General features: G+C 37.5%; 22 protein-coding genes. 14 read left to right on the top strand and 8 right to left on the bottom strand.

Going from position 1 to position 25,316, the window contains the following annotated elements; all coding sequences use genetic code 11:
- Positions 1-2 precede the first annotated feature (2 nt).
- Together APRE_RS07800 and APRE_RS07795 are read left to right on the top strand one after the other, a co-directional pair.
- Positions 3-1,169 carry a sensor histidine kinase gene (locus APRE_RS07800; RefSeq protein ID WP_015778439.1) on the top strand — a complete coding sequence of 389 codons (1,167 nt, stop codon included), beginning with the start codon at positions 3-5 and terminating at the stop codon, positions 1,167-1,169.
- Entirely contained in the window at positions 1,141-1,737 is a 597-nt protein-coding gene (locus APRE_RS07795) for a response regulator transcription factor (RefSeq protein WP_015778438.1), read from the top strand. Before APRE_RS07800 ends, APRE_RS07795 begins: the two co-directional genes overlap by 29 nt.
- Positions 1,738-1,804: 67 nt before the next feature.
- Here APRE_RS07795 and APRE_RS07790 read toward each other — a convergent pair whose 3' ends face one another.
- The 6 genes from APRE_RS07790 to APRE_RS07765 form a co-directional block, all read right to left on the bottom strand.
- Positions 1,805-3,571 (bottom strand): ABC transporter ATP-binding protein, encoded by a 1,767-nt coding sequence (locus tag APRE_RS07790; protein ID WP_015778437.1) that lies wholly within the window; start codon positions 3,569-3,571, stop codon positions 1,805-1,807.
- On the bottom strand, positions 3,561-5,429 hold the full coding sequence (locus APRE_RS07785; protein ID WP_015778436.1) for an ABC transporter ATP-binding protein: 1,869 nt from the start codon (positions 5,427-5,429) through the stop codon (positions 3,561-3,563). The genes APRE_RS07790 and APRE_RS07785 overlap by 11 nt, the downstream gene beginning before the upstream one ends.
- The gene (locus APRE_RS07780; RefSeq protein ID WP_015778435.1) at positions 5,413-6,612 is read right to left on the bottom strand and encodes an ArsR/SmtB family transcription factor; all 1,200 of its coding nucleotides are present in this window, start codon (positions 6,610-6,612) and stop codon (positions 5,413-5,415) included. The genes APRE_RS07785 and APRE_RS07780 overlap by 17 nt, the downstream gene beginning before the upstream one ends.
- A 555-nt stretch (positions 6,613-7,167) precedes the next feature.
- Positions 7,168-7,779 carry a sugar O-acetyltransferase gene (locus APRE_RS07775; protein ID WP_015778434.1) on the bottom strand — a complete coding sequence of 204 codons (612 nt, stop codon included), beginning with the start codon at positions 7,777-7,779 and terminating at the stop codon, positions 7,168-7,170.
- A 68-nt stretch (positions 7,780-7,847) separates the two neighbouring features.
- A complete protein-coding gene (gene tyrS / locus APRE_RS07770) occupies positions 7,848-9,098 on the bottom strand; it encodes a tyrosine--tRNA ligase (protein ID WP_015778433.1) in 1,251 nt (416 codons plus the stop codon).
- A 245-nt stretch (positions 9,099-9,343) separates the two neighbouring features.
- Positions 9,344-10,723, bottom strand: a complete 1,380-nt coding sequence (locus APRE_RS07765) for an alanine/glycine:cation symporter family protein (RefSeq protein WP_015778432.1) — start codon at positions 10,721-10,723, stop codon at positions 9,344-9,346.
- A 183-nt stretch (positions 10,724-10,906) separates the two neighbouring features.
- On the opposite strand from APRE_RS07765, the gene metG reads away from it, so the two are divergent.
- The 5 genes from metG to APRE_RS07740 are packed head-to-tail and all read left to right on the top strand — an operon-like array spanning position 10,907 to position 15,245.
- Positions 10,907-12,853, top strand: a complete 1,947-nt coding sequence (gene metG / locus APRE_RS07760) for a methionine--tRNA ligase (RefSeq protein WP_015778431.1) — start codon at positions 10,907-10,909, stop codon at positions 12,851-12,853.
- Positions 12,853-13,614, top strand: coding sequence for a TatD family hydrolase (locus APRE_RS07755; RefSeq protein WP_015778430.1), 762 nt, complete (start codon positions 12,853-12,855; stop codon positions 13,612-13,614). Before metG ends, APRE_RS07755 begins: the two co-directional genes overlap by 1 nt.
- Complete coding sequence (rnmV, locus tag APRE_RS07750; RefSeq protein ID WP_015778429.1) at positions 13,611-14,141, top strand: ribonuclease M5; 531 nt, start codon at positions 13,611-13,613, stop codon at positions 14,139-14,141. Before APRE_RS07755 ends, rnmV begins: the two co-directional genes overlap by 4 nt.
- Positions 14,138-14,980: a 16S rRNA (adenine(1518)-N(6)/adenine(1519)-N(6))-dimethyltransferase RsmA gene (rsmA, locus tag APRE_RS07745; RefSeq protein WP_015778428.1), complete on the top strand. Its 843-nt coding sequence runs from the start codon at positions 14,138-14,140 to the stop codon at positions 14,978-14,980. The genes rnmV and rsmA overlap by 4 nt, the downstream gene beginning before the upstream one ends.
- 34 nt (positions 14,981-15,014) lie before the next feature.
- On the top strand, positions 15,015-15,245 hold the full coding sequence (locus tag APRE_RS07740; protein ID WP_015778427.1) for a glutaredoxin family protein: 231 nt from the start codon (positions 15,015-15,017) through the stop codon (positions 15,243-15,245).
- A 44-nt stretch (positions 15,246-15,289) separates the two neighbouring features.
- Here the strand turns inward: APRE_RS07740 and APRE_RS07735 are convergent, their stop codons facing one another.
- Positions 15,290-16,129: a hypothetical protein gene (locus APRE_RS07735; protein ID WP_015778426.1), complete on the bottom strand. Its 840-nt coding sequence runs from the start codon at positions 16,127-16,129 to the stop codon at positions 15,290-15,292.
- A 123-nt stretch (positions 16,130-16,252) separates the two neighbouring features.
- On the opposite strand from APRE_RS07735, the gene APRE_RS07730 reads away from it, so the two are divergent.
- The 3 genes from APRE_RS07730 to APRE_RS07720 are packed head-to-tail and all read left to right on the top strand — an operon-like array spanning position 16,253 to position 20,194.
- Positions 16,253-17,704, top strand: coding sequence for a UDP-N-acetylmuramoyl-L-alanyl-D-glutamate--2,6-diaminopimelate ligase (locus APRE_RS07730; protein ID WP_115597374.1), 1,452 nt, complete (start codon positions 16,253-16,255; stop codon positions 17,702-17,704).
- The gene (locus tag APRE_RS07725; RefSeq protein ID WP_015778424.1) at positions 17,701-18,909 is read left to right on the top strand and encodes an aminoacetone oxidase family FAD-binding enzyme; all 1,209 of its coding nucleotides are present in this window, start codon (positions 17,701-17,703) and stop codon (positions 18,907-18,909) included. The genes APRE_RS07730 and APRE_RS07725 overlap by 4 nt, the downstream gene beginning before the upstream one ends.
- Positions 18,902-20,194, top strand: a complete 1,293-nt coding sequence (locus APRE_RS07720) for an NAD(P)H-dependent oxidoreductase (RefSeq protein WP_015778423.1) — start codon at positions 18,902-18,904, stop codon at positions 20,192-20,194. Before APRE_RS07725 ends, APRE_RS07720 begins: the two co-directional genes overlap by 8 nt.
- Before the next feature lie 241 nt (positions 20,195-20,435).
- On the opposite strand, the gene msrB is transcribed toward APRE_RS07720, so the two are convergent.
- Positions 20,436-20,870, bottom strand: coding sequence for a peptide-methionine (R)-S-oxide reductase MsrB (msrB, locus tag APRE_RS07715; protein ID WP_015778422.1), 435 nt, complete (start codon positions 20,868-20,870; stop codon positions 20,436-20,438).
- Positions 20,871-20,939: 69 nt separating this feature from the next.
- Between msrB and APRE_RS07710 the strand changes: the two genes are divergently transcribed.
- From APRE_RS07710 to APRE_RS07695, 4 genes are all read left to right on the top strand, one after another.
- Positions 20,940-22,172 carry a pyridoxal phosphate-dependent aminotransferase gene (locus APRE_RS07710; protein ID WP_015778421.1) on the top strand — a complete coding sequence of 411 codons (1,233 nt, stop codon included), beginning with the start codon at positions 20,940-20,942 and terminating at the stop codon, positions 22,170-22,172.
- A gap of 92 nt (positions 22,173-22,264) precedes the next feature.
- Complete coding sequence (locus APRE_RS07705) at positions 22,265-22,546, top strand: co-chaperone GroES (protein ID WP_015778420.1); 282 nt, start codon at positions 22,265-22,267, stop codon at positions 22,544-22,546.
- 28 nt (positions 22,547-22,574) lie between these two features.
- On the top strand, positions 22,575-24,197 hold the full coding sequence (gene groL, locus APRE_RS07700) for a chaperonin GroEL (protein ID WP_015778419.1): 1,623 nt from the start codon (positions 22,575-22,577) through the stop codon (positions 24,195-24,197).
- A 528-nt stretch (positions 24,198-24,725) separates the two neighbouring features.
- A complete protein-coding gene (locus APRE_RS07695; RefSeq protein WP_015778418.1) occupies positions 24,726-25,196 on the top strand; it encodes a hypothetical protein in 471 nt (156 codons plus the stop codon).
- Positions 25,197-25,316 lie beyond the last annotated feature (120 nt).

Genomic DNA, 25,316 nt, shown 5'->3' with positions numbered 1-25,316 from the left:
ATATGATAAAGAGATTAGAAAAAATTGCCTTAGGCCATATATTCCTCCTCATATTTTGGGGAATACTTTTTAAAAATAAACTAATGATTGATGACTTAGCTATCATAAATTATTTTTCTATTAGTCTGTTTTTTATCCTATATGGCCTAATATATACGGAGATTTCAAATGATGATATCCAAGAAAGACATTCAAACCTAGCTATAATATCATCCCTACTCCCCCTATCACTTATCTTATGCAAGGGCATAAATCACAGAATTATCTTGGCCTTAATCAGCGTAAGTTCGACCTTGCTATTTATTAAAAAATATATGGATACAGACCTTGCGAGAAAAATAAATATATTGCCAATATCAAGGGCTTCAGCCCAAAGGCTTACTGGTGGATTTATTGTGTTTTTCTTTATAGTCATATACCTATTTGATATAGACACCATAGTAATTAACTTGTTTATGCAAATTGTATTTTTGCTAATAGAGTTTTTCTTTATAGTCTTCCTAAGGGAGAAGGAGAATATCTACGAGAAAAACTACAAGATCCACTATCTTTCCCACTATCTTGCAGAAGAAAGGGATGAATTTGCAAGGACTATCCACGATGACATCATCCAGGATATCTTTGCTAGTAGGAACTATCTTTCCTTAAAGAATCCTGACATAGGATACGCTCGAGATATCCTATCTGACCTTGAAGGAAAGCTTAGAAATATTATGAAATTCTACCAGTCTTCGCTTTTTGAAAAGGCCAACCTAGACCTCACCCTATCGGCGGTTTTTTCTAATATATCCTCCCTATACAAGGATAAGGATATAAAAATTACAAAAACGATAGAAAGTGATTTGCTAGAGGATCCAGAAAATACAAGGCTAATTTCTATCATATCAAAGGAATTGATTAATAATATATACAAACATTCTCAGGCAAGTTATATTAATTACAAGCTTTATACTAAGGAGGATTCTTTAGTCATGGAAATAGAAAGCGACGGAGTAGGTACTGGGGACTTTGCCTCTATTAAGAATTCCAAAAGAGGAGTTTTCTTAGTCAAACTCTTGCTAGAGGCAAATTCGGGAGCCATTACTTACAAGATAAATAAAGATATACTCACTACTGAAGTGGTTTTGGAGATAAGGGAAAATGAAAATAATATTACTAGACGATCATAAAATATTTGGCCAGTCTCTTAAGATTCTTTTAGAAGAGGAAGAAACTATAGAAGTATGCGATTATATTTCTAATATAGATGATTTCTTAGTAAGAATCGACCAAGATAAGTATGATATTTTGCTAATAGATATCAATCTAAAAGAAGAAATTACAGGCCTTGACCTAATTAGGAATATCTTGTCCCAAAATCCTAAAGAAAAGATAATAGTTCTGACCTCCTATGACCTTGCAAACTACAAGGATATTGCCTTTGGCCTAGGAGTTAAAGATTTTATCAACAAGTCTATAGAAAGAGACGACTTAATAAGAATGATAAAAAATGTCTACCAAGGGAAGTCAAAAGAAAGCACAAAGTCAATAAAAGATCCCCTAACAAATAGGGAACTAGAAGTCCTAGAAGAGCTAATCAAGGGGAGTAGGAAAAAGGACATAGCTCAAAAACTCTACATAAGCGAGAGAACCCTCTACAACCATATAGCAAATATCTATGAAAAACTAGGAGCCAAAAACATAGTAGAAGCCTACAACAAGGCCATGGAGCTTGGCTATATTTATCCTTTCATGTAAGTTTGTTAAAGACTTGTCTCTTTTAAAGCAAAATCCCTCTAGATTTCTATTCCTAGAGGGAATTGTTTTACTTATAGTATTTAGCCTGGGACTTAAATAGTCTGGAGTAGGTGTTGTCGTATTGCATTAGATTTTCGTGGGTATCGTAGGCTGCTATTTTTCCTTCGTCTAGGAGGAGGATTTTGTCGGTAAATCTTGATGAACTCATCCTATGAGATATGAATATTACAGTTTTACCTTTAGTCATCTCGTTAAACTCTTCGTAGATTTTAGCTTCTGCTAGGGGATCGAGACTTGCTGTCGGCTCATCTAATATGATTAGGTCGGGATCTTGGTAAAGGCATCTAGCTATGGCAAGCTTTTGCTTTTGACCTAGGGATAGGTCGGTCGCTTTTTCGTAAATTTCCTTGTTCATATAGGTGTCGAGTCCATATTCTAAATCAGCTATCTTTCTATCAAGACCTAGCTCTTTTAGAATCTCATCTATTTTTTCCTTCTTATAGGCCTTATTTCCTATTATATTTTCCTTGATTGTAAAAGGCATTATGGAAAAATCTTGGAAAACAGCAGACACTTTTTTATAGAGAGATTTCTTATCGATATCTTTGATATTTTCTCCATTGTAGAGAATCTCTCCCTTATCTATTTCATAAAATCTTCCTATTAATTTTACAAGGCTTGTCTTTCCAGCGTTATTTACTCCAACTATGGATATTTTCTCGCCCCTTTCTATCTTAAAGGAAATGTCATAGAGGATTTGCCTGTCACTTCCTGGATAGGTAAAGCTTACATTTCTAAACTCAAGGCTTTCGAAGTCCCCTGCCTTTTTATTCTTTCTTTCACTAGAGCCTTCTAGATTTATGAAATCATAGAGGGGGATGAGGTTGGTTAGACTTAGGATAAAGTCGCCTGTTTCAGTAAACATGTCCTGGAAGGCCTTCATAAAGTTTTCGTTGGCAGAAATTATTAGGGAAAACTCGCCGAAGGTAATCTGTGGGCCATAGGATGCTGACAGAGTCCTCATAGCCACATAGGTGTAGGATATAAATCTTAGAATAGTTTCTAAGAAAACTTTGATAGCCCCAATGTTGGCCTCGTAGGCATATCTCTTGTTAAATTCATTGAGCATCTTTCTAAGGTAGCCGGTGACCTTTGAGTTTATCAAGTCTCCTAGGTCATAGGCTCTTATTTCCTTTTGAAAACTAGGTCCACCCATAAGAGAGAAATAGTAGGAGAATCTCCTATTTACATCCACTATTTCCAAGTCAAATTTTCTAATATAAGCGGATTCTTTGATGCTCGCTACAATTATCAGTAAAGAAATTCCTATGGAAAAAGCCACTAGGTAAGGGGAGAAATTTACTATGATGATAGCTGTAGCAAGCATTGTTGATAGGCTCGTTATTATTTCTCTTAAACACCACAAGAGATTATGTATTGATCCCATATTGATGGCAGCATTGGCCTTTTCTTTAAGGTCTAAGGTGTGAGGATTTTCAATATTTTCGTAGGATAAGTCCATGGCTTTTTTGGCGAGCTCGAAGGTTAGATAGTCGTTTATCCCCTGACGCCTTACAAATTCTTCCCTGCTAGATATCCTAGCTATTATTTCTAGGAGGACTTTTCCTATAACTATAAAACTTACAAGTCTTATAAAATCAGGGATAGGTTTGGGATTTGTGATTTGATTGATGAAAATCATTGGCACAAAGATATCTACTAGGCTCTTAGCCGAATTGATTAGGGCATTGAGGAGGATAATTATTAGATAGAAGGGGTCATTTCTTCCTATAATTTTGGCAAATAGCCACAAGGCTTTTAACTTATTTTTCATTATCTTCCTCCTTATAGTATTTTCTTTGGGATTCGTACATTTCTTTATAGAGACCGTTTTTAGCTAAGAGCTCCTCGTGACTTCCCATCTCTCTTATCTTTCCGCCATCAAGAAGCATGATTTTATCGCAAAACCTGGTTGAAGCTAGCCTGTGGGAGATAAAAATCAGAGTCTTTCCTTGACTTATATTTTCTAGATCCTTATAAATCTTCTCCTCAGCCAAGGCGTCAAGGGCAGCTGTTGGCTCATCCATGATAAGAGCTTTGGCATCTGTCCTATAAATAGCACGAGCTATGGCAAGCTTTTGGTTTTCTCCTCCAGAAAAAAGCGTTCCATCCTCGTAGATATTTCTAGTCATTTGTGTATCTATCCCCTTAGGAAGCTGGTCGAGCTTGTAGGAAAGGCCCGCCTTATTTATTGCTTCTATTACTTTTTCCCTATCGATATTCTTACAAGTCCCTGCCACATTTTCTGCTATAGATACAGAAAGAGGCTCTACATTTTGAAGGACTGTAGCAAAGGCCTTAAATCTTTCCTTAAGGTCAAGCTCATTGGCATTTATTCCATTTATTAAAATCTCCCCTTGAGTCGGCTTATATAGACCTAGGATTAAGGAAACTATGGTAGATTTGCCAGCTCCATTTACCCCAACTATGGCGACTTTCTCTCTTTCTTTTATAGTAAAGGAGAGATCATCTAGGACCTTTTTACTAGAAAGAGGGTAAGAAAAGGACACATTTTTAAATTCTATTGCCATAGAGCCTGTAATCTTCTTATTTCCACAAGTTGATTCTAGGTCATCTCTTATCATATCAAAGCCGTCTCCTACATACATGAGATTGGCCCTAGTTTGGGCAAGGTTTGTTACAAGGGCAAGGGAGACTCTGCTTAAGATTGCAACAGAAGTAATCATTAGGGTAAGGTCCTTTAGACTTATCTCATGAGTTATGATTTTTCCTGTCAAGAAATAAAAACAAATAGCCTCTATCCCAACAAGGGCTATGGCAAGGATAGGAGATAAGAATATCTCAGGCTTGATGAAAACTCTAGAGATTCTTACTACATCAGCTACTAGGGGCTTAAAGCCTTCAATAAATCTTTCCTTGAAGGAGAAAATCCTAATATCCTTGGCAAAACGAAAATCGCTTGCCTCGCTATAAAAGGAAGCAGTTTTTCTTCTTACCTTGTTAAGCTCTCCTGTATGCTCGTGCCTGTATTTATCAGTATAATTTCTAATTAAAAGTTGGATTAGGATGGAAATTAGGGCGAAAATACAGATTAGGGGATTAAGCTTTGCCATAATTACTGAAATTACCACAAAAGAAACCATACTTGAAAGGAGTGGATACATATCATGATAGATTCCCTCAAGCCCTTGGCTATTATTTGAAAATGGCTCAAAGCCCCTGGTAAATTCTCCCATAAAGAGGGAATTTTCCCCAAGACCATAATCCATCTTCATAATACTTCCTGCAGCCCTTACAAAGAAATTAAGCCTAGTATCCATATAGGTCGGAAAAGTTCTACGTTCGATTTGCTTAGAAATCAAGGAAAAGGCGAAAATTATAAGGCTATAGGCTGTGATTACAAGGATCATAGTCCTAAGGTCCGTCCCCTTACTTATAAGCCCTACCAAAAAGTACATGATAAAGGCTTGTAAGATAGGTATCAGTCCATTTACAAAGGGATAAATCAACAAGGAAAGTTTTATCTTTAAATTATCCCTAAAGGGGCTATAGGCAATACGTAAAAGCTTGAAATTAGATAAGTTATTTGCCCTCAAATAGGCTTTTATCTTCTCTTCTGAATCGAGATTTTGGGCGAGATTTTCTCTCAGATTTTCATTCCTTACTTTCATGATTTTCCTCCCTTATATTTTTACAAAAATCATTAAGGTCATCTATAATTTTCTTAAAGCCAGGCTTTCTCAAATAGTAATAAGTCCTCCTGCCTTCGATGTAAGCACCTACAAAGCCACAAACATGGAGTTGACTTAGATGGTAGGAGAGGGTGGCAGGAGTAATGAAAAGCTTGTCGGAAAGCTCCTTAGAATAGTAGGACTTTTCCATAAGCAAATCCAAGATGTCAATCCTAGTAGGATCTCCCAAAACCTTAAGGTACTGGCTTAAGAGTTTTAACTTCCCTACATTCTTTTTCTCCTTATCTGCAAATATACCAAACTTTATAAAGGCAAAGTCCATATCTTCTGACATATATTGAATCATTTCCATATTAGGAGCCATGATAAGACTATAAACATTAAGGGGAGATTCTATTTTTTTTAGAAGAGGATTTATACCCACTTGATCACTGAGATCTCTTATAAGCTTGAAGTCATCTTCTGCTAGATGGTCCAAATGCTTATTAAGATCACTCTTAATTAAGGGGATATTTTCCTTTATTATCTCGCAAAGCTTATCAAGCAGAGGAAGGAGCCTATCGTAGATGGACCTAGTATTGGTAAAAGATCTCACAAGATCCATAGAAAGCTCATCCTTATATGGAAGCTTAGACAAAAGATATGGGAAATCTCTTTTAAGAATCTTCTTTTTAGAATCGATTAGACTCTTTAGATCCTTATGATTTTCATCACTTATTTCAATTCCCATATATCTTAGGAAGCGAAAGTCATAGACTTCCTTAAAACATTCATAAGTCAAATCTTCCAGGTCAAAAATATTGAGATTTTGGAAGATCCCTGCAAAAAAGGGCAGATAATTTTCGTCATTTTCGGTAAAAATATAAAAAAGATTTAGTATATCTTTATTTTCTTCGGTGAAGAAGTCTTCCAAGTAGGGAAAAGACTCAGCCTTAACCTTCTTTACAAAATCGACATAAGCCTTCTCGAAACCAAAGACATCCTCGATAGACATTAGAAGCCAATCTTTTGAAAAAGAAAAGCCGGGACAGGAAGCGTCAAAGCTGTATTGGTTTTTGTTTGAGGCGGCTAGCCAATTTGTATAATAATAGATCACAAGCCCTGCTTCATTTATCAGAAGGGGTTTTTTTATTAGCTTAAATTTGTTTGGATTTTCTTTCATACTGACTCCTTTATTAGATTTATATCTAAGTTTAATAAATAGATTAGAAATAAATTTGATTAATTTAATTATAGATCAATTATTATCTAATATCAATAGACCTATATTAGATATTAATCTAACTATAAATGCAAAAAAAAAAGAGCAGCCGAAGCTACTCTTAGAGTGTAGACAACTAACTTTAATCGAAATTTATTTTATCGTTAAGTTACCCTTATCTCGACTAGTTAAATGTGCCTTAACTGGCACATTTAACCCTAAAACTTAAAAATTGACATATATACTAATATGTTGCGATATGTTTTAGTGAGAGTGAAACGAACGCACGGAGAGATCTCATTAGATTTCTCCACTCACTCCGTACTCTGACTCGTTACTTAGTAACTTTTCCGTGCTTTCGCACTAGTCAGAGGGGTAAATAGCCAATTCAATGGCTATTTACCTGGTCGAAATAAGGGTGATTTTGATTTTGTCTACAGTCTGAGAGCAGGCGAAGCTACTCGTATATTTCATAAAATGTCGAAATAATTATGATTCTATTTTTCTTTTGAAAAATTATTCTTCCAAATCATGATTTTCCTTATATTCCCAGAGATTCTCAATGTCTTTCTCTGTAATTTTCCTAACTACTTTGCAAGGATTGCCAAAGGCTAGAGAGTTATCTGAGATGTCTTTATTTACAAGGCTTCCTGCTCCTATAACTACATTGGAACCAATCTTAACTCCAGGAAGGACTGTGACATTTGCCCCAAACCACACATCATCGCCTACTGTGATAGGGTGGGCGTATTCGAGGCCTTTATTTCTTCTTTCCTTGTCGAGAGGATGGCCTGCTGTAGAAAAGGTGCAGGAAGGAGCGATAAATACATTATCGCCAAAACTTACTCTGTTTCCGTCAAGTATAATGAGATTATGATTGGCATAGAAATTCTCTCCCACAGATATATTGTAGCCATAGTCACAATAAAAGGGAGGGGTAAGGAAGAAATTTCCCTTAGTTTTAATCTTAAGTTCACCGATGATTTTTCTTAAGCTTTCCTCATCTGAGGGAAGAGTCGTATTGTATTTAAAGCAAAGGTCCTTGGCCTTTAATCTATCAGCCAAGAGCTCTTTGTTATAATTTGCATCATAGAGTAAGCCTTTTAGCATCTTTTCTTTTTCTGTCATTTTTATCCTTTTGTTAAATATTCTAGTACTTATCTTATTAAAAAAGCAGACCCAAGGCCTGCTCTTATCTAGATAAGTTCTACTTTGTGGAAGTTTTTCTTACCTTTTTTGATTATTATTCTTCCGTCTTCGAAGAGGTCTTCTGTAACTTCTATACTTGGATCGGCTACTTTCTCATCATTGATGGAAACTCCACCTTGCTTGATGATTCTTCTTGCTTCACCATTTGATTTGGTTAGACCTGTTTCAGTCATTAGGATTAGAAGTCCCTTTGGTAGGTCTGATTTTGCAATTTGAGTTGTTGGCATTGCGCTTTCGTCGCCTTTTCCGGTAAAGAGGGCCTTGGCTGCTGCTATTGCCTCATCTGCCTTTTCCTTGCCATGAACGAGTTTTACTACCTCGTAGGCTAGAATTTCTTTGGCCTTGTTGATTTCAGCTGCATCTTTCGCAGAGCCTAGCTTCCTGCATTCTTCTGTTGGAAGGAAGGTAAGTTGGAGGAGGAATTTCTCCACGTCCCTATCATCCACATTTCTCATGTATTGGTACATTTCGTAAGGGCTGGTCTTCTTTTCATCTAGCCAAACAGCTCCCTTTTGAGATTTACCCATTTTCACTCCATCTGCAGTTGTAAGGAGGGAGAAGGTCATGCCGTAAGCTTGGCCGTTTTCGTGCTTTTTGATTAGGTCAACTCCGCCTATGATGTTGGACCATTGGTCAGATCCACCCATTTCAAGCTTTACCCCATCTTCCCTGTACATCTTAAGGAAGTCGTAAGATTGAAGTAGCATGTAGGAGAATTCGAAAAATGTTAAACCACCTGCAGCCATTCTGTTTTTGTAGGCGTCTTTTTTGATCATTTCATTAACCAAGAACTCGCTTCCCACATCTCTTAAAAACTCAACGAAGTTTAGGTCAAGGAGCCAGTCTTTGTTGTTTAGCATAGTCGCTCCGCCTTCGGAGAAGTCTAAGAATCTTTGGAATTGATTGTAGAAGCATTCTGCATTGTGATCGATCATCTCTTCTGTCATGACCTTTCTCATATCGCTCCTACCTGAAGGGTCTCCTATTAGGGTAGTTCCTCCACCAAGAAGGGCAACAGGTCTGTGGCCGTAGTTTTGCATACGCATCATTACCATAATTTGGATAAGATGGCCCACGGTTAGAGAATCTGCTGTAGCATCGAAGCCACAGTAGAATTTAACTGATTCTTCCTTTAGTAATTTCTTAAGTTCTTCCTCGTTGGTTGCTTGTTCGTAGTAGCCACGATCTACAAGCTCATCGAAGACATTGTCATATTCTTTTTCGTAAGTAAATTTCATCTAACATCCTTTCTATATCTTAAAAGTAGGTACAAAAAAAGAGCATAAAAGCGCAACTAATGCGGTACCAGCTTTTTTTATACTCAGCGCCCAGGATAGACTCTAGGCAGGTCTTAAACAAAATGAAGTGTAATTCGCTATCCCTAAGGACAACTACTGGGTTTCATTGTAAGTTTTATTCTGTATACAGTATACACGGTCTTAAAGTTAAAAGCAAGCCCCACATAGATAGGGCCTGCCTTAGCTTATAGATGATATTCTTTATCTCTTTTCCAAACTGGATTTTCTTTTCCTTCTTTAAGTTGATTTTGGTAGTCATCTAAGATTCCTTTTACATCCTTAAATAGGAAGAATAAGCTTATAACGTTGATAAAGACTACTATTCCTACAAAGACATCTATAAAGCCCCAAACGAGCTCAAGGTCCATTTGAGTTGCCACCAAAAACATGATGAAGGCGATAATCCTATAGATCCAAAGAGGGATTTTGTATTTGTCCTTAAAGATTAGCCTTACATTACTCTCACCATAGAATAGGTCTGCTATTAGTGTTGTAAAGCCAAACATTAGCATGGCGAAAAACACTAGCCATCTGCCAGGAACTCCCAAGATGCTTTGGAAGGCGTCTTGGACGAGGTTTATTCCTACACCACTATCAGGGTTTCCCACAACTCCTGTTAAAAGTAGGGCGAAGGCTGATAGGGAGCAAATTATGATTGTAGTAACGAAGGTACCAAACATTCCAAGAAATCCTTGCTCTGCTGGGTGGTCTACGTCTGCTGCTGCATGCATGATACCTGCTATACCATTTCCAGCATCGTTTGAGAAAAGTCCTCTAGCAACACCTTGTCTAAAGGCATCCATTACAGTATGTCCTACCATTCCACCGAGGGCTGCCTGAGGCTTAAAGGCACTTGTAAAAATCATTCCTAAAACAGCTGGGAATTTGCTGATATGAGTAATTATAATTACTAAAACTACTATGATATAAGCAAGGGCCATTACCGGAACGACTTTTGACGAAAAGTCAGTAAGTCTTTTAACTCCACCGATTGTGATTATAAAGGCTGCTATGGTAACGGCGATTCCAGGAATAATTGGGTTTAGATCAACAACTCCTGTAAAGGCTTGGCTTATTGAGTTTGATTGCATAAAGGCTATACAAAGACCCACTCCCAAGATGTAAAAGAAAGCTGTGACTATTCCCATAAACCTAGATTTAAGACCGAATTGCACATAATAGCTTGGTCCTCCCCTGTAAGACCCATCTTCGATCTTTACCCTGTAGATTTGTCCTAGGACAGTTTCTGCAAATGTGATTACCATGCCCAAAAGCGCTGTAATCCACATCCAAAATACCGCTCCAGGTCCACCTAGACTTATGGCTGTCGCCACTCCTACTAGAGAACCTGTTCCAACCTGTCCTCCTACCGCTGTGGCAAGGGCTGCGAATCCGCTTACTCCGTCGCTTGCCTTAAGATTCTTCTTGATAACTTTTTTGATTAAGCGTGCATGTCTAAATTGTGGAAAGCCTAGCCTTAGAGAATAGTAGAGTCCTACTGCCAAAAGCACATACCCTATAACGTTTGCCCACATAAAGTCAGCTGCTCGTAAAATAAAATCCATTTTTCCTCCTTTTATTTTTATGTAAATATAAACATATTTTCTAATAAATACGATATTGTCGTATTATACCAGATAATTATGAATTTGATAAGTTTTTTACAATATTAATTTCTAAAAATGATTTTTGGCATGATTTGAAGTATCATAAAGCTAGTATAATCGTAAGATTAAGAAAGGACTATTATGACAGAGAAGAAAGCTTATTACATTACAACACCGATATACTATCCAAACTCAAACTTGCATATCGGAAATACTTACACATCAGTCATAGCAGATGTGCTCAAAAGATATAAAAACTTAAAGGGCTTTGATGCCTACTTAACTACAGGAACAGACGAACACGGACAAAAGATCATGAGAACAGCCCTAGATGCTGGTACTAGTCCTCAAAAGTTTGTCGATATCATAGCGGAAGAGACAAAAGAGCTTTGGAAAAAGCTTGAAATCGACTACGATACCTTCATTAGGTCAACCGAAGACCAACACGAAAAGGATGTCGCTGAAATCTTTACCAAACTTTACGAGAAGGGAGATATCTACAAGGGAGAATATAAGGGATATTATTGTACACCTTGTGAGACCTTCTGGACTGAGTCTCAATTAGAAGATGGCCACTGCCCAGATTGCGGTAGGGAAGTAGAATATCAAGAAGAAGAAACTTATTTCTTTAGACTTTCCAAATATACAGACAGATTGAAAGAGCTTTTCAAAGAACATCCAGAATTCTTGGAGCCACAATTTAGGCAAAAGGAAATGCTAAACAACTTCATCGACAAGGGACTTTCTGACCTATCTGTTACAAGAAATTCCTTCGATTGGGGAGTTGATGTGCCTTTTGATAATGAACACGTTGTCTATGTTTGGATTGATGCCCTATCATGCTACTTATCTGCCATAGGCTATGGAGATGATAAGGCTAAATTTGAAAGATACTGGCCTGCTGGAGTTCATCTAATCGGAAAAGATATAGTAAGATTTCATACAATAATCTGGCCAGCCCTACTAATGGCCCTAGATCTTCCACTTCCAGAGAAGGTATTTGCCCATGGTTGGATTCTTTTTGACAATGACAAGATGAGTAAGTCCAAGGGAAATATCATGTATCCAGAACCACTCGTAGACCTTTATGGGGTAGATGCCCTTAAATTCTACATGCTACGTGAGTTTAACTTTGGATCTGACGGCAACTTCTCAGCTAGAAAATACATGGAAAGATATAATTCTGACCTAGTAAATGACCTAGGTAACCTAGTATCAAGAACTACATCAATGATAGCTAAATATAACGGAGGAGAAGTAAGAAAGGGAACAGTATCAGATAGCTTTGATGATGAGCTCATCACCCTTGCAGAAGAAACTTACACTAAGTTTAACAAGCTAATGGATGAGTTTAACTTTAACGCTGCCCTTGAAGCTGTTTGGACCCTAATTCGTCGTGCCAACAAATACGTAGACGAGACTGAGCCATGGATCTTGGGTCGTGACGAAGCTAATAAAGAAAGACTAGACAGAGTCTTATACAATCTCGCTGAAACTATCAGAATAGTAGCCCAACTAATCGAGCCAGTTATGAAAAACACAACAGCAACAATCCTAGAAAAAATCGGCACTGATAATAAGGGCTTTGAATCAGCAGGAGAGTTTGGCCTTCTTGAAGAAGGAGCTAGGGTAAGTAAGGGAGCTAATCTATTCGATAGACTTGACATAGACAAGGAACTTGTTAAGCTTCATGAGGCAAATGGTGCCCTTATAGAGAAAAGACTTAATAAGAATAAGAAGGAAGATGAAGAATCTAAGGAAGAATATATAGACTTCGAAGACTTCACCAAAGTCGACCTAGTTGTAGGTAAGATCCTAGAAGCTAAGGAACATCCGAATGCAGACAAGCTCTTAGTCTTTAAGGTAGATATAGGAGAAGATGAGCCAAGAACAATAGTTTCTGGTATCAAGAAATGGTATGCTCCAGAAGATTTATTAGGTAAAAATGTAATCGTCGTAAGAAATCTCGCTCCAAGGAAGATGCGTGGAATCGAATCTCAAGGCATGCTTCTTGCAGCAGACTTTGATGATGACCTATCCCTCCTATCAACTCTAGAAGACTTAAAGCCAGGAGCAAAGGTAAGCTAATGGCCCTAATAGATACTCATGCCCATCTTACAGATGAGACCTTTGATGATGACAGGCTCTTTATACTAAGAGACCTGTCAAATTTTAATGTAAAGGCAGTAATAAATCCAGGATGCAATGTCAAAGATTCCAAATTGGCAGTTGAGCTTGCGGGTAAATTTTCTAATTTCTACGCCCAAGTAGGAATCCATCCTGAAGAAGTCTCTAGGATGAATGAAAATGACCTAGAAATAATAGAAAATCTTGCCCAAAATCCTAAAGTTGTAGCCATAGGCGAGATAGGCCTTGATTATTACTGGAGAGATGACAATAAGGACGAGCAAAAAGAAGTCTTTATCAAGCAATTAGAAATGGCGAGAAGGCTAGACCTTCCTGTAGTAGTTCATACAAGAGATGTGGGAGAAGATGCCTACGAGATCCTAAAGGACTTTAGGGACCTTAAGGTCCAAATCCATTGCTTTTCAGAAGGTCTAGATCTTTTGGATAAGTATATGGACCTTGGCTTTTATATTTCAATTGGAGGAGTCGTTACCTTTTCCAATGGAGAAAATGAAAAACTTGCCGCAAGTCATGTCGATATCAATAGACTAATGCTTGAAACAGATAGTCCCTACCTTACTCCAGAGCCTTACAGGGGATTAAGAAATGATCCTAGAAAAGTGATCGAAGTTGCAAGAGAAATAGCTAAACTTAGGGGAATGAAGCTTAAGAAACTTGAAAAGAAAACTAGCAAAAATGCAGAGGAATTTTTCGGCTTATGATAAAAGAAACTATAGTAGTAGAAGGAAAAGATGATATATCAAATGTCAAAAGAGCGGTTGACTGCGAGATGATTGCAACAAACGGCCTTGCTTTTGGTAAAGACCTAATCGAAAGACTTAAGGAAGTCGATAAAAGATGTGGGATAATCATCCTAACAGACCCAGACTATGCAGGCAAAAAGATTAGGTCAAGGATTGCAAAGCACATACCAAATGCCAAGCATGCCTATATCGATAGGAAAAAGGCTATCAAGAAAAACGACCTCGGTGTTGAAAATGCAGAGCCAGAAGTTATAATCGAAGCCCTAAGAAGGGCCAAGGCAGAGACTAAGGAGAGAGTAGAGACTTTTACCATGGCAGATTTGATAAAAAACGACCTCTCTTTTGGAAAAGGCTCTAAAGAGAGAAGGGAAAAGCTCGGAGATATTTTAGGTATTGGTTATTATAATTCCAAACAACTTCTTTCCAAGCTCAACTCCTTTGGTATAAGCCGTGAAGAATTTGAAAGGGCGGTAGACAATTTATGAAAAAATTATACTCACCTAAAGTTGTAAAAGACATAATAGACCTATATAACTTTAGATTTTCCAAATCTCTGGGCCAAAATTTCTTGATAGATAAGAATTTCGTAGAAAAAATCGTAGATGCAGCAGATGTGGATTCTTCTAACGTCCTAGAAATCGGACCGGGAATTGGAACAATCACCTATGAGATGGCAAAGACTGCAAAGAAGGTAGTAGCAATCGAGATTGATAGCTCTCTTATTCCTATTATAGGAGAAAATATGGAAGAGTTTGATAATTTTAAACTAATTCACGAGGATATCCTAAAGGCCGACCTCGGAAGAATCATAGAAGAAGAGTTTGCTGGAGAAGACTTCAAAGTAGTAAGCAATCTCCCTTATTATATAACGACTCCTATCATAGAAAAACTTATAGAAACTGACCTTCCTTGTAGGGATATGACCATCATGGTTCAAAAGGAAGTTGCTGATAGGATGCTTGCTGATGAGAAAAGTAAGGACTACTCTTCTCTTTCTGTCTTTATCAAATATTACTCAGATGCAGAAAAGATTACTAATGTTCCTAAGTCAGTATTTATGCCTCAGCCTAAGATTGACTCGACTGTCCTTAAGCTAAATCTTAGAAAATACAGAGACGATGTAGATGAAAAGAAACTTTTTGCCCTAGTCCATGCAGGCTTTAACAAGAGGAGAAAGACTATCCTAAATTCCCTATCTGATGCTTGCGAAAAGGAAAAATTAAGATTAGCCTTCGATAAATTGGGTATAAAAAATAACCTGAGGGCAGAAAACTTGTCCTTGGACGATTTTATAAATTTGACAAAAACCATTGAGACCCTATAATTAATGGGTATATATAGAGAGAACGGAGGAGAATATGGCAGATATTAAAATTTATACATCAAATACATGTGTTTTCTGTAAGGCAGCTAAACAATATTTCAACGAAAAAGGCATCGAATTTACAGAACTTAATGTCGACAAGGACAAGGACGCTGTAGATTACCTTGTAAGCAAGGGCTACAGGGGAGTACCAGTTATTAATATCGACGGAGAAGATATAGTTGGCTTTGACAAGGAAGCTATTGAAGCAAAACTAAATATTTAATTTAAAAGGAGTAAGCATGGATTTGGCTTGCTCCTTTATTTTTATTAATCAATTTTACTAATTTCTATGGATTGGATCACTCCCTTAAGGGAAGTTAGGGTAATTTTGTAGGAATCTTTTGTTTCTAGATAGTATTTCTTGCTAGGATTTTCTTTATTTCCTGGATCTTCTTTTATTTTATCTTTGAAATTTTTCGCTACATCATCTATGGAATCTTCAAGCTTGATACCCATTACCTCAAAGTCTCTGTTGTTATTTATAACAGAAGCCTTTAAGTGAGTAATTGGAGTCTCTTCACTAATATCAGACTCTTCAAAAAAGGCTTCTAAGAGATAAAATTCCTTGAAGGCATCTTTTACTTCTCCGTCCGTAAACCAGGTCGGTTTTTTCTTAGTGCTTTCTCCAAGTCGTCTAATATTAGCTTTTTTGCCTTCTTCATCTTCTTTTATTTTGTAGGAAAATCCCCTGTCTGTGAAGTCCTTTAGCCTAACTGGCATAGAATAGATTTCACCTTCTATGATAAAGCTAGCATCATATCTTCTCTTGGTAGAGTTTCCCTTATTAGGCGACTTATCCTCGTAGGGATTTGTAGGATGGGTGATGAAGGTTTCTGCTCCAAGGAGGATTGGGTAGGTAAAGACCATCACTACATTAAGGATAAGGAGGAGGATTATGGGATGGGCGAAGTCCTTGTTTACTCCATCAATCAAGGCACTTATACTTCCAATAAGCCCTAGGGCCATAAGGATAAAACTTGCTAGCTTTAGGGGCCTATCAAAGCCTAGGATATCTATGTAGGAATACCTAAAGGTGAAGGATATTACAAAGATCACAAGTCCTATGATGAGACTTGCCTTATAAATTATCGACTTATCTTTTTTCATTCTAACCTCTTTTCTATAGGAATATTTTATCAAATTATTGGTAAAAAGGAAATTCAATTTCTCAAATTCCTTCTTGATGAAACTTTGCCCCTACAAAGGTAAAATACTTACTTAGAACAAGTATTGAAAGGACAAATTATTTTGATAAGTTTTGAAGATATTATTTCACATATATCTTATATAGATTATAAAAAAGCAAATGATAAGGCTATTAAACAAGTTACAAATGATTCGAGAAAGGTAAATGAAGGAACTATATTTGTAGCCATCAAGGGCTCACTTAGCGATGGGCACGATTATATAGCATCTGCCATAGAAAAGGGCTCAAGCCTTATAATTCATACAGCAGATATAAAAAGAGAAGAAGGGATCTCCTATATCAAAGTAACTGATCCAAGAAAAACTCTCGCCCAAATATCTAATCTCATCTACGATTTTCCATCAAAGAAAATGGACCTTGTAGCTGTTACTGGCTCAAATGGCAAGACAACTACATCAAGGCTTATTTCCTTTCTCATGGGAGAAATCTTTGGGGAAAGTGCAAGTATAGGGACAAATAACGCAGTGGTAGGAGATGAGATTATCCCTACATCAAACACAACTCCAGATATCACAGAGGTAAATAGGATCCTTGCTAAGTGTCTTGATAAAAACATCCACCACCTAGCTCTCGAGGCATCAAGCCATGGCCTTGACCAGAAAAGACTCTACGGACTAGATATTTCCTACGGTATATTTACCAATCTATCCGAAGAGCACTTGGACTATCACAAGACTATGGACAATTACTTCAAGGCCAAGATGATTTTGTTTGAAAATGCCAAGACGACCATAGCCAATATCGACGATCCTTATGGGAAAAAAGCTAAGGAACTTTTCTCAAATACTGTAACTTTCGCTATAGACGAGAAAAACGCCGACTACAGGGCGGAAGATATTAGAAAAGAAGATGGAAAAATTTCCTTTAAGATTAAAGGCTGTGAATTTGTCATAAGAAAAATCGCAAATTATGAAATCTACAACACCCTAGCAGCTTGCGCCTGCCTTAACCAAATGGGGGCAAGCATGGAAGAAATCGCTGCTGCCTACAAGAAATTTAAGGGAGTTAAGTCGAGATTTGAATATATAGAAAATGATTTGGGCATAAATATCATCCTAGACTTCGCCCATACTCCTCGTGCCTACGAAGCTCTTTTCGAGTCAGTCCCAGAAGGGGCCAAGAAAATTGCAGTCTTTGGCATAAATGGGGACAGGAACGCTCATTTTAGGAGACTTATAGGAAATGCTTGTGGTAAGTTTGACACCTTCGCAGTCCTTACTACAGATGATCCCAAGTTTGATGATATAGACCACATCAACGAGGAGATAATAGTAGGACTTGATGATTACAAGCAAGCTTATGTAATAAAAAAAGATAGGACAGATGCTATGGAATACGCCTTTAGGAAGGCTCGCCCTGGTGATTATGTCTTTCTTCTAGGCAAGGGTGAGGAGAATTTTATGAAATATCATGGAAATGAGAAGACTCCTTACAGCGAGAGAGAAACCATAAAGAAGGCCTTGGCTAGGATATGAAAGTATTTGTAATAGGAGCAGGAGTAGCAGGTCTTGCCTTCGCAAGTTTCGCCGAAGGTCTTGATGTTACAGTAATCGACTCTAATGAAGAGGCAGGCAGGAAGCTCCTTGCGACAGGAAATGGTAGATGTAACTTTACCAATCTCAATTATTCTAGAGACTTTTACCAAGGAGAAAATCCCGACTTTCCTACTTACGCCCTAGATTATTTCAGAAATTCTGACCTTATAGAATACTTCGGAAAGCTTGGCATAGATTCTAAGTCCCTTCCAAGCGGGAGGAACTATCCTGCTACCATGTCCGCAAGGTCTGTTAGGGATATCTTGTATCTGTCCGCCAAGGATAAGGGCAAATTCATCTTTAATGAGAAGATTACTGGCATTGACCTAGAAAAGAAGTTAATTGAAAGTGATAAGAATAAGTACAAATATGATATCCTAGTCCTTGCAAGTGGAGGAATCACCCTCAAAAACTCAGGTTCTGATGGATCTGTCTTTGAAATTATTAAGGATAAACAAAAGATTACGGACTTAACTTATGGAATAACAAATTACAAAACAAGGGAGAAGCTTTCCAAAAAGGCCAAGGGGACCAGGGTCACTGCAAAGGCTAGTCTTTATCTAGGAGATAAGCTCATCAAGGAATCCACAGACGATGTTATCTTTCAATCTTACGGCCTAACTGGTACGGCTATTTTGGATTTATCTAATGAGATAAGTATAGGTCTTAAGAAAAGTCAAAAACCTATGATAAGCCTAGACCTCTTTCCAGCCTACAGCAGAGAAGATTTGAGAAAAAGGATAAAGGACCTTGCCGAAACTTTTCCTAAAAGAACTATAGGAGAGATCCTCCTAGGCCTCATCAATGATAGGCTTATAGATGATATAGTCAAAAAGGCAAGAATATCGATAGACATGCTCGGTAAAGACCTAAGCGATAAGGATATGGATATGCTGATTAAAATCCTGAAAGGGATGAGATTTACTGTAAAAGACATCCACGATAAGACAAATGCCCAGGTGACGATCGGAGGAGTCGATACAAAATTTGTCGATGATAGGACAATGAGATCAAAAATTTACCAAGATTTGTACTTTTGTGGGGAAATCCTAGATGTATCTGGTTCCTGTGGGGGGTACAATATACAGTGGGCTTTTTCCTCAGCGAAGTTAGCCTGTGACAAGATAAGGAGTATAAATGTTTAAGATAAATAGAAAACTAAAAGAAATGAAAGATAACGGAGAAAGCATCAAGCTTGCCATAATCGGTTGCGGCAAGATGGGAGCTTCCTTAATCAGCCAACTATCAAAGATGGATGCAATGGAAGTTAAGCTTGTAGTAGATAGAACTCCACAAAAAGCTATCAAGGCCCTAGTAAATGCAGGAATCTCTGAAGATAAAATAATATTTACAGATGACTATAATGAAGGATACGAAGTTTTAGAAAAAGGCTTCGTTTGTGTATCTACTAACTACAGATTAGCCTATAAGCTCATGCAAATAAATGCGGTAATTGACTGTACAGGCAACCCTCCTTTTGGTGCAGTTATAGCAAGAAAGACTATCCAATACCACAAACACATGATCACCTTCAATGTAGAATGTGACGCTGTAGTTGGACCTGTCCTTCACGATATGGCCAAGAAGGCAGGAGTGGTTTACACAGGAATCCTTGGCGATGAGCCAGGAGCTATAATCGACCTTGTAGAATACGCTTACGGAATGGGACTTGAAGTCTTGGTCGCTGCCAAGGGAAAGAACAACCCACTAGACCGTGATGCAACACCAGAAAGTTTGGCAGAAAAAGCCAAAGAAAAGGGTCTATCAGCAAAGATGCTTACAAGCTTTGTAGATGGAACAAATACCATGCTAGAGCTTAACTCTGTATCAAACGCCCTAGGCTTCCTGCCAGATGTATTTGGCTGCCATGGAATTGATACAAGCCCTGAAACTGCTGTAGAAGATTTTAGACTAAAGGCAGACGGAGGCAAGCTATCAAGATACGGAGTTGTAGAATTCTCTCGTGGAATGGCTCCAGGAGTATTTATCATAGTAACAAGTGATCAAGAAGACGTTAGAGATCTAATGAAGTTCTTAGGCTTTGGAGATGGTCCAAACTACTTGATGTACAGACCATACCACCTAACAAGTCTTGAAACTCCAATTACTATCTATAAGGCTGTAGTAGAAAACGAAGCGACAATAGTTCCTCTTCACGGCCAAGTAGCTGACACAGTAACTATTGCCAAAAGAGACATCAAGGCTGGAGAAAGACTCGAAGGAGTAGGATCAAAGACAGTTTACGGTAAGCTTACAAGCCACGATAGAAGCCTTGCCGAAGACCTCTTGCCAATAGCTTTGATTACAGATAAGACAAAGGCAGTAAAAGATATAGAAAAGGGAACAGTAATAGATATGTCCATGGTAGAGCTTGACGAAAAGGCAACTATCACAAGACTAAGAAGAAGACAAAATTCCATGAAATTGTAAAAGTAAGACCGATCGTCCTAGGATAATCGGTCTTTTTGAATGTTTATTCAATATGATTTGGCCTAATACAAAAATTAAAAAAATTATCCAAATAAAAAAGACGGGAGTGTGTTGGTTTCTCCTGTCTTTTTTGCGTCCAAAATGGAAGAACTTTCTTTCTAGTCACGTATGTTATACAGCATATTGGTTGAAAGTTCAATAGAATTATTTTTACAATACCGATGTCAAGTAAATCAAATTCTTAATTAAACAATTTTAGATACTCGCAATAGCCTTCTTCCTCCATTTTTTCCTTTGGGATAAATCTAAGGCTTGCTCCATTTATACAGAATCTAAGCCCTCCCTTATCCTTAGGACCGTCAGGGAAGACATGGCCTAGGTGGCTGTCGGCGGACTTACTCCTCACCTCTTTTCTCACCATACCGTGGCTTAGGTCGACTTCTTCCTTTATTTCGCCTTCGTCGATCGCCTTAGTAAAGGAAGGCCAGCCGCAATCGGCATCGTACTTATCAAGTGATGAGAAAAGGGCCTTGCCGCTTACTATATCCACATAGATTCCCTCTTCGTAGAAGTCATCATAGATACTTGAGAAGGGTCTTTCTGTGGCATTTTCTTGGGTTACCCTATAGGAAATGTCGGACAGTTTATTTTTTAAATCTTTCTTATCGTAATTCATAGTCACTCCTTTTTATCACTATACGATTCTTTCATATGATAGTATAATGAAGATTATTAGGAGGAAATTATGCCAATGACAATTAAAAGGGCGACCTGGAACAATGGACCTGACCTCGCCTTTGATATAAATAACAAGGCAAACGCCGCTATAGAAAAATACGGAAGAGAGGCTGTGATTAATGCAGCTTTGGGAACTCTTCTAGACGATAAGGGAAAGATAATAGCCCTTCCTTCAGTTTATGATAGGCTTGATGAGATGGATAGGAGTCATATAGCATCCTACGCCCCAATCGAGGGAGAGAAGGACTATAGGAAAATCGTAATTGATACTCTCTTCGGTCCTTACAAACCAGAAGGATATATTTCTGCGATAGCAACTCCGGGAGGAACTGGAGCTATTAGGTCTGCCATATTTTCCTATCTAGATGAGGGAGACCCTTTGATTTGCCACGATTATTATTGGGCTCCTTATAGGAAGATTTGCGAGGAATTTGGAAGAAACTTTAAGACATTTGAGTTTTTCACAGATGATTTTGCCTTTAATATAGATGTCTACAAGGAAGCTATTGATGAAGGGATTAGGGATTCTGATAGGATAGCTTCTCTTATCAACTCTCCAGGCAATAACCCGACAGGTTACTCTCTATCAGATGAGGAGTGGGATGAGGTAATCACTTTCCTTAAGGAGAAGGCAGAGGATAAGGATAAGAAAATCACCCTTATAGTTGATGTGGCTTATCTTGAATTTGCAGGAGATGGAGATCAGCAGAGGAAGTTTTTTGAGAAGTTTTCAAATCTTCCTCGTAATCTCTTCGTAGTAGTTGCATTTTCTATGAGTAAGTCCCACACAGCCTACGGCCTAAGAAGTGGAGCTGCTGTGGGCATATCATCTAGTAAAGAGATCATAGAAGAGTTTGAGGCAAGTCTTGCCCATTCTGCAAGATGTAACTGGTCAAATGGAACCCACGCTGCCCAAAATATCCTAATTGAGCTTGAAAGGGCTGAAAACAAGAAAATCTACGAGCAGGAACTTGTAGACTTAAGGAATATGCTAAAGAGTCGAGCAGACGTATTTGTGACAGCTGCCAAGGAGAATAAGCTTACAATGATTCCTTACTTTGGAGGCTTTTTCACCTTTATCCCAACTGATAAGGCCTTCGATATAGTAAAAGATTTGGAAAAAGAAAATATCTTCACAATTCCTTCAGCCAAGGGAATCAGAGTTGCCATATGCGGAGTAGGAGAAGAGAAAATCCCAAAACTAGTCCAAAGACTTGCCTTTTACACAAACAAAAAATAAAACTTGCAAAAATTTTAGCTCTTAGTATATTAATATTGTGAGTTAGCACTTAAGACGTGTGAGTGCTAAATGTAAAAACAAAGGAGATTAAAATGATGCTAAAACCAATCGGTGATAGAGTAGTTATACAAAAAGCAGAAGCTGAAAAGACAACAGCATCTGGAATAGTTCTTCCAGAAAGCGCTCAAGAAAAACCACAATATGCAGAAATCGTAGCAATATCTGCCGATATTGAAAATGACGAGAAGAAAAAGGACTCTCTCAAAGTAGGAGATAAGGTAATCTATTCCCAATACGCAGGAACAGATGTAAAGCTTGATGATGAAGAGTTCATCGTAGTTAAATATAACGATATACTAGCAGTTGTACAATAATATATACTAGAAAGAGAAAGGATATACTATGGCTAAAGATATTAAATTTTCATCTGACGCAAGAAAGGGACTTGAAGCAGGAATTGATAAATTAGCAAATGCTGTAAAAGTAACTCTTGGACCAAAGGGACGTAACGTAGTTCTTGATAAGGCATATGGAGCACCAACCATCACAAACGACGGTGTAACCATAGCCCAAGACATAGAACTTGAAGATAGATTTGAAAATATGGGAGCTCAACTTGTAAAAGAAGTTGCTACAAAGACAAATGACGTAGCAGGAGACGGAACTACAACAGCGACAGTTCTAGCTCACGCTATCATCAAAGAAGGACTCAAAAACCTAGCAGCAGGAGCAAACCCAGTAGTACTTCAAAAGGGTCTAAAGAAAGCAACTGACGAAGTAGTTGACTATATCAAAGAAAACTCTAGAGAAGTAGAAGACAAACAAGCTATAGAAAACGTAGGAACAATCTCATCAGCTGACCCAGAAATCGGTAAATTCATAGCAGATGCTATGGAAAAGGTTGGAAATGATGGAGTAATCACAGTAGAAGAATCCAAAACAACAGATACCTACCTAGACGTTGTAGAAGGAATGCAATTTGACAAGGGCTATCTATCCCCATACATGGCAACAGACAATGAAAAAATGATAGCTGACCTTGACGATCCATACATCCTTCTAACAGACAAGAAGATTTCAAACATCCAAGAAATCCTCCCACTCCTAGAAGAAGTTGTTCAAGCTTCCAAACCACTTCTAATCATAGCAGATGACGTAGACGGTGAAGCTCTTACAACACTTATCCTAAACAAACTAAGAGGAACCTTCAACGTAGTTGCAGTAAAGGCACCAGGCTATGGTGATAGAAGAAAAGCTATGCTTGAAGATATTGCAATCTTAACAGGAGCTACAGTAGTAAGCGAAGAGCTTGGTATGGACCTTAAAGATACAGCTATGGATATGCTAGGATCTGCTAAGAAAGTAAAAGTAGACAAAGACAACACAACCATAGTAGAAGGAAAAGGCGATAAGGCTAACCTTGAAGAAAGAGTAGAAACAATCCGCAAACAAATCGAAACAGAAGATAGCGAATACGAAAAAGAAAAACTTCAAGAAAGAGTGGCCAAACTTGCTGGTGGAGTTGCAGTAATCAACGTTGGAGCTGCAACAGAAACTGAAATGCAAGAGAAAAAATACAGAATCGAAGACGCCCTATCAGCAACAAGAGCCGCAGTAGAAGAAGGTATAGTTGCAGGTGGAGGAGTTGTCCTAATCGGTGCAATCGAAAGAGTAGCTAAATTAGAAGAAAGCTTAAAGGCAGATGAGAAGACAGGTGCTCTAATCATCAAAAAAGCCCTAGAAGCTCCACTAAGACAAATCGTAGAAAACGCAGGCATGGACGGATCTGTAATAGTAGAAAAGGTTAAAAATTCTGCTAAGGATGAAGGATACGATGCCTACAACGACGAGTTCGTAAACATGTTCGAAAAAGGAATCGTAGAACCAACCAAGGTAACAAGATCAGCCCTACAAAACGCCGTTTCAGTTGCAGGAATGATCCTAACAACAGAAGCAGCAGTAGCAGACATCCCAGAAGAAAACCCAGCTCCACAAATGCCAGCTGGCATGCCAGGAATGTATTAAAATAAATAAGAAATATAAGCGAGAAGGTCCATCCTTCTCGTTTTTTAGTGTGTAATTTCATTACAAATATTTAGTTTATTCTGTTTAGGTTAATTTGATAATTGAAATAATAAAATACATCATCACAAAACTCGGTAATTGTCAAGGACATATTTAGGGTGTTAAAATTTTTATAGATATTTTATAATTCTATTGTAAATGTAATAAAATATAGGACCGCGAAGAATGGCAATTTGTTATTTTAGCTTATAGAAAAAATATTATCATTAAAGGGGTATATTATTTTTGAGGATAATATTTTTTATTAATCAGTATAGAAATTAATTGGATTAATGTGAGTCTAAATTGGCATCTATTGATGATCTAATAGTTTTAAGTACTTTTTGAGCCATATAATATTATAAAAAATGAAAAATCTTCCAATGCCTTATTTTTATTTATCAGAAGATAAATTCTGCATTAATTGTGCTTAGTCTAGGGAAGCGTACTGATCTAAACTATAAAGCTACTGATTAAGGGGGGTATGTAATGAGAAAAAATAAATTTATTTTGATAGATCTTATTATGCTTTTATCGATATTTGGCATAACTGAGTTTTACAAAGAATATATATTTAACACTTTGAAGAATAATGGAAATTCAATTTACTTAGTTTTTGCTTTTTCTATTATACTTATGATTGTTTATATTGTGAGGTTTTTTGCTAGGCCTCCTTATGACCTCGTTAAAAAACTATATGGAAGTTCTTGGAAGATTTCAGGTTATTATTCAAAAATATCTCTTAAAAGTGAAAAGAATTATGTGAATTCTTACGATTTTTGGGTGAAGATTAACTTAATTCTAATAGGGATTTTTATTTTGATTAACTTATTAATCGCTTTTTCAAACGATTTTATCTTCACAACCCCTATGTTTTTTGCTGAATTAATAGCAGGTTTTGTTTTGTCTATAGGAGGATGGCTAGCTACTTGGATAAGAGAGTACAAATATTATAGATGATATAGTTTTAATTTATCATATATAAAACGCTCTATTACATTCATTCTGAAAACATTCTGTTTTGTAACTCAGATCTAACAGAAAAAAAGGCAGGGAACTTAATCTCTGCCTTTTAGTTTG

The organism is Anaerococcus prevotii DSM 20548 (assembly GCF_000024105.1).
In the GTDB taxonomy this organism is placed as follows: Bacteria; Bacillota; Clostridia; order Tissierellales; family Peptoniphilaceae; genus Anaerococcus; species Anaerococcus prevotii.
Note: the sequence above shows the minus strand (reverse complement) of the source record. Positions and strands in the feature narration are given on the sequence as shown.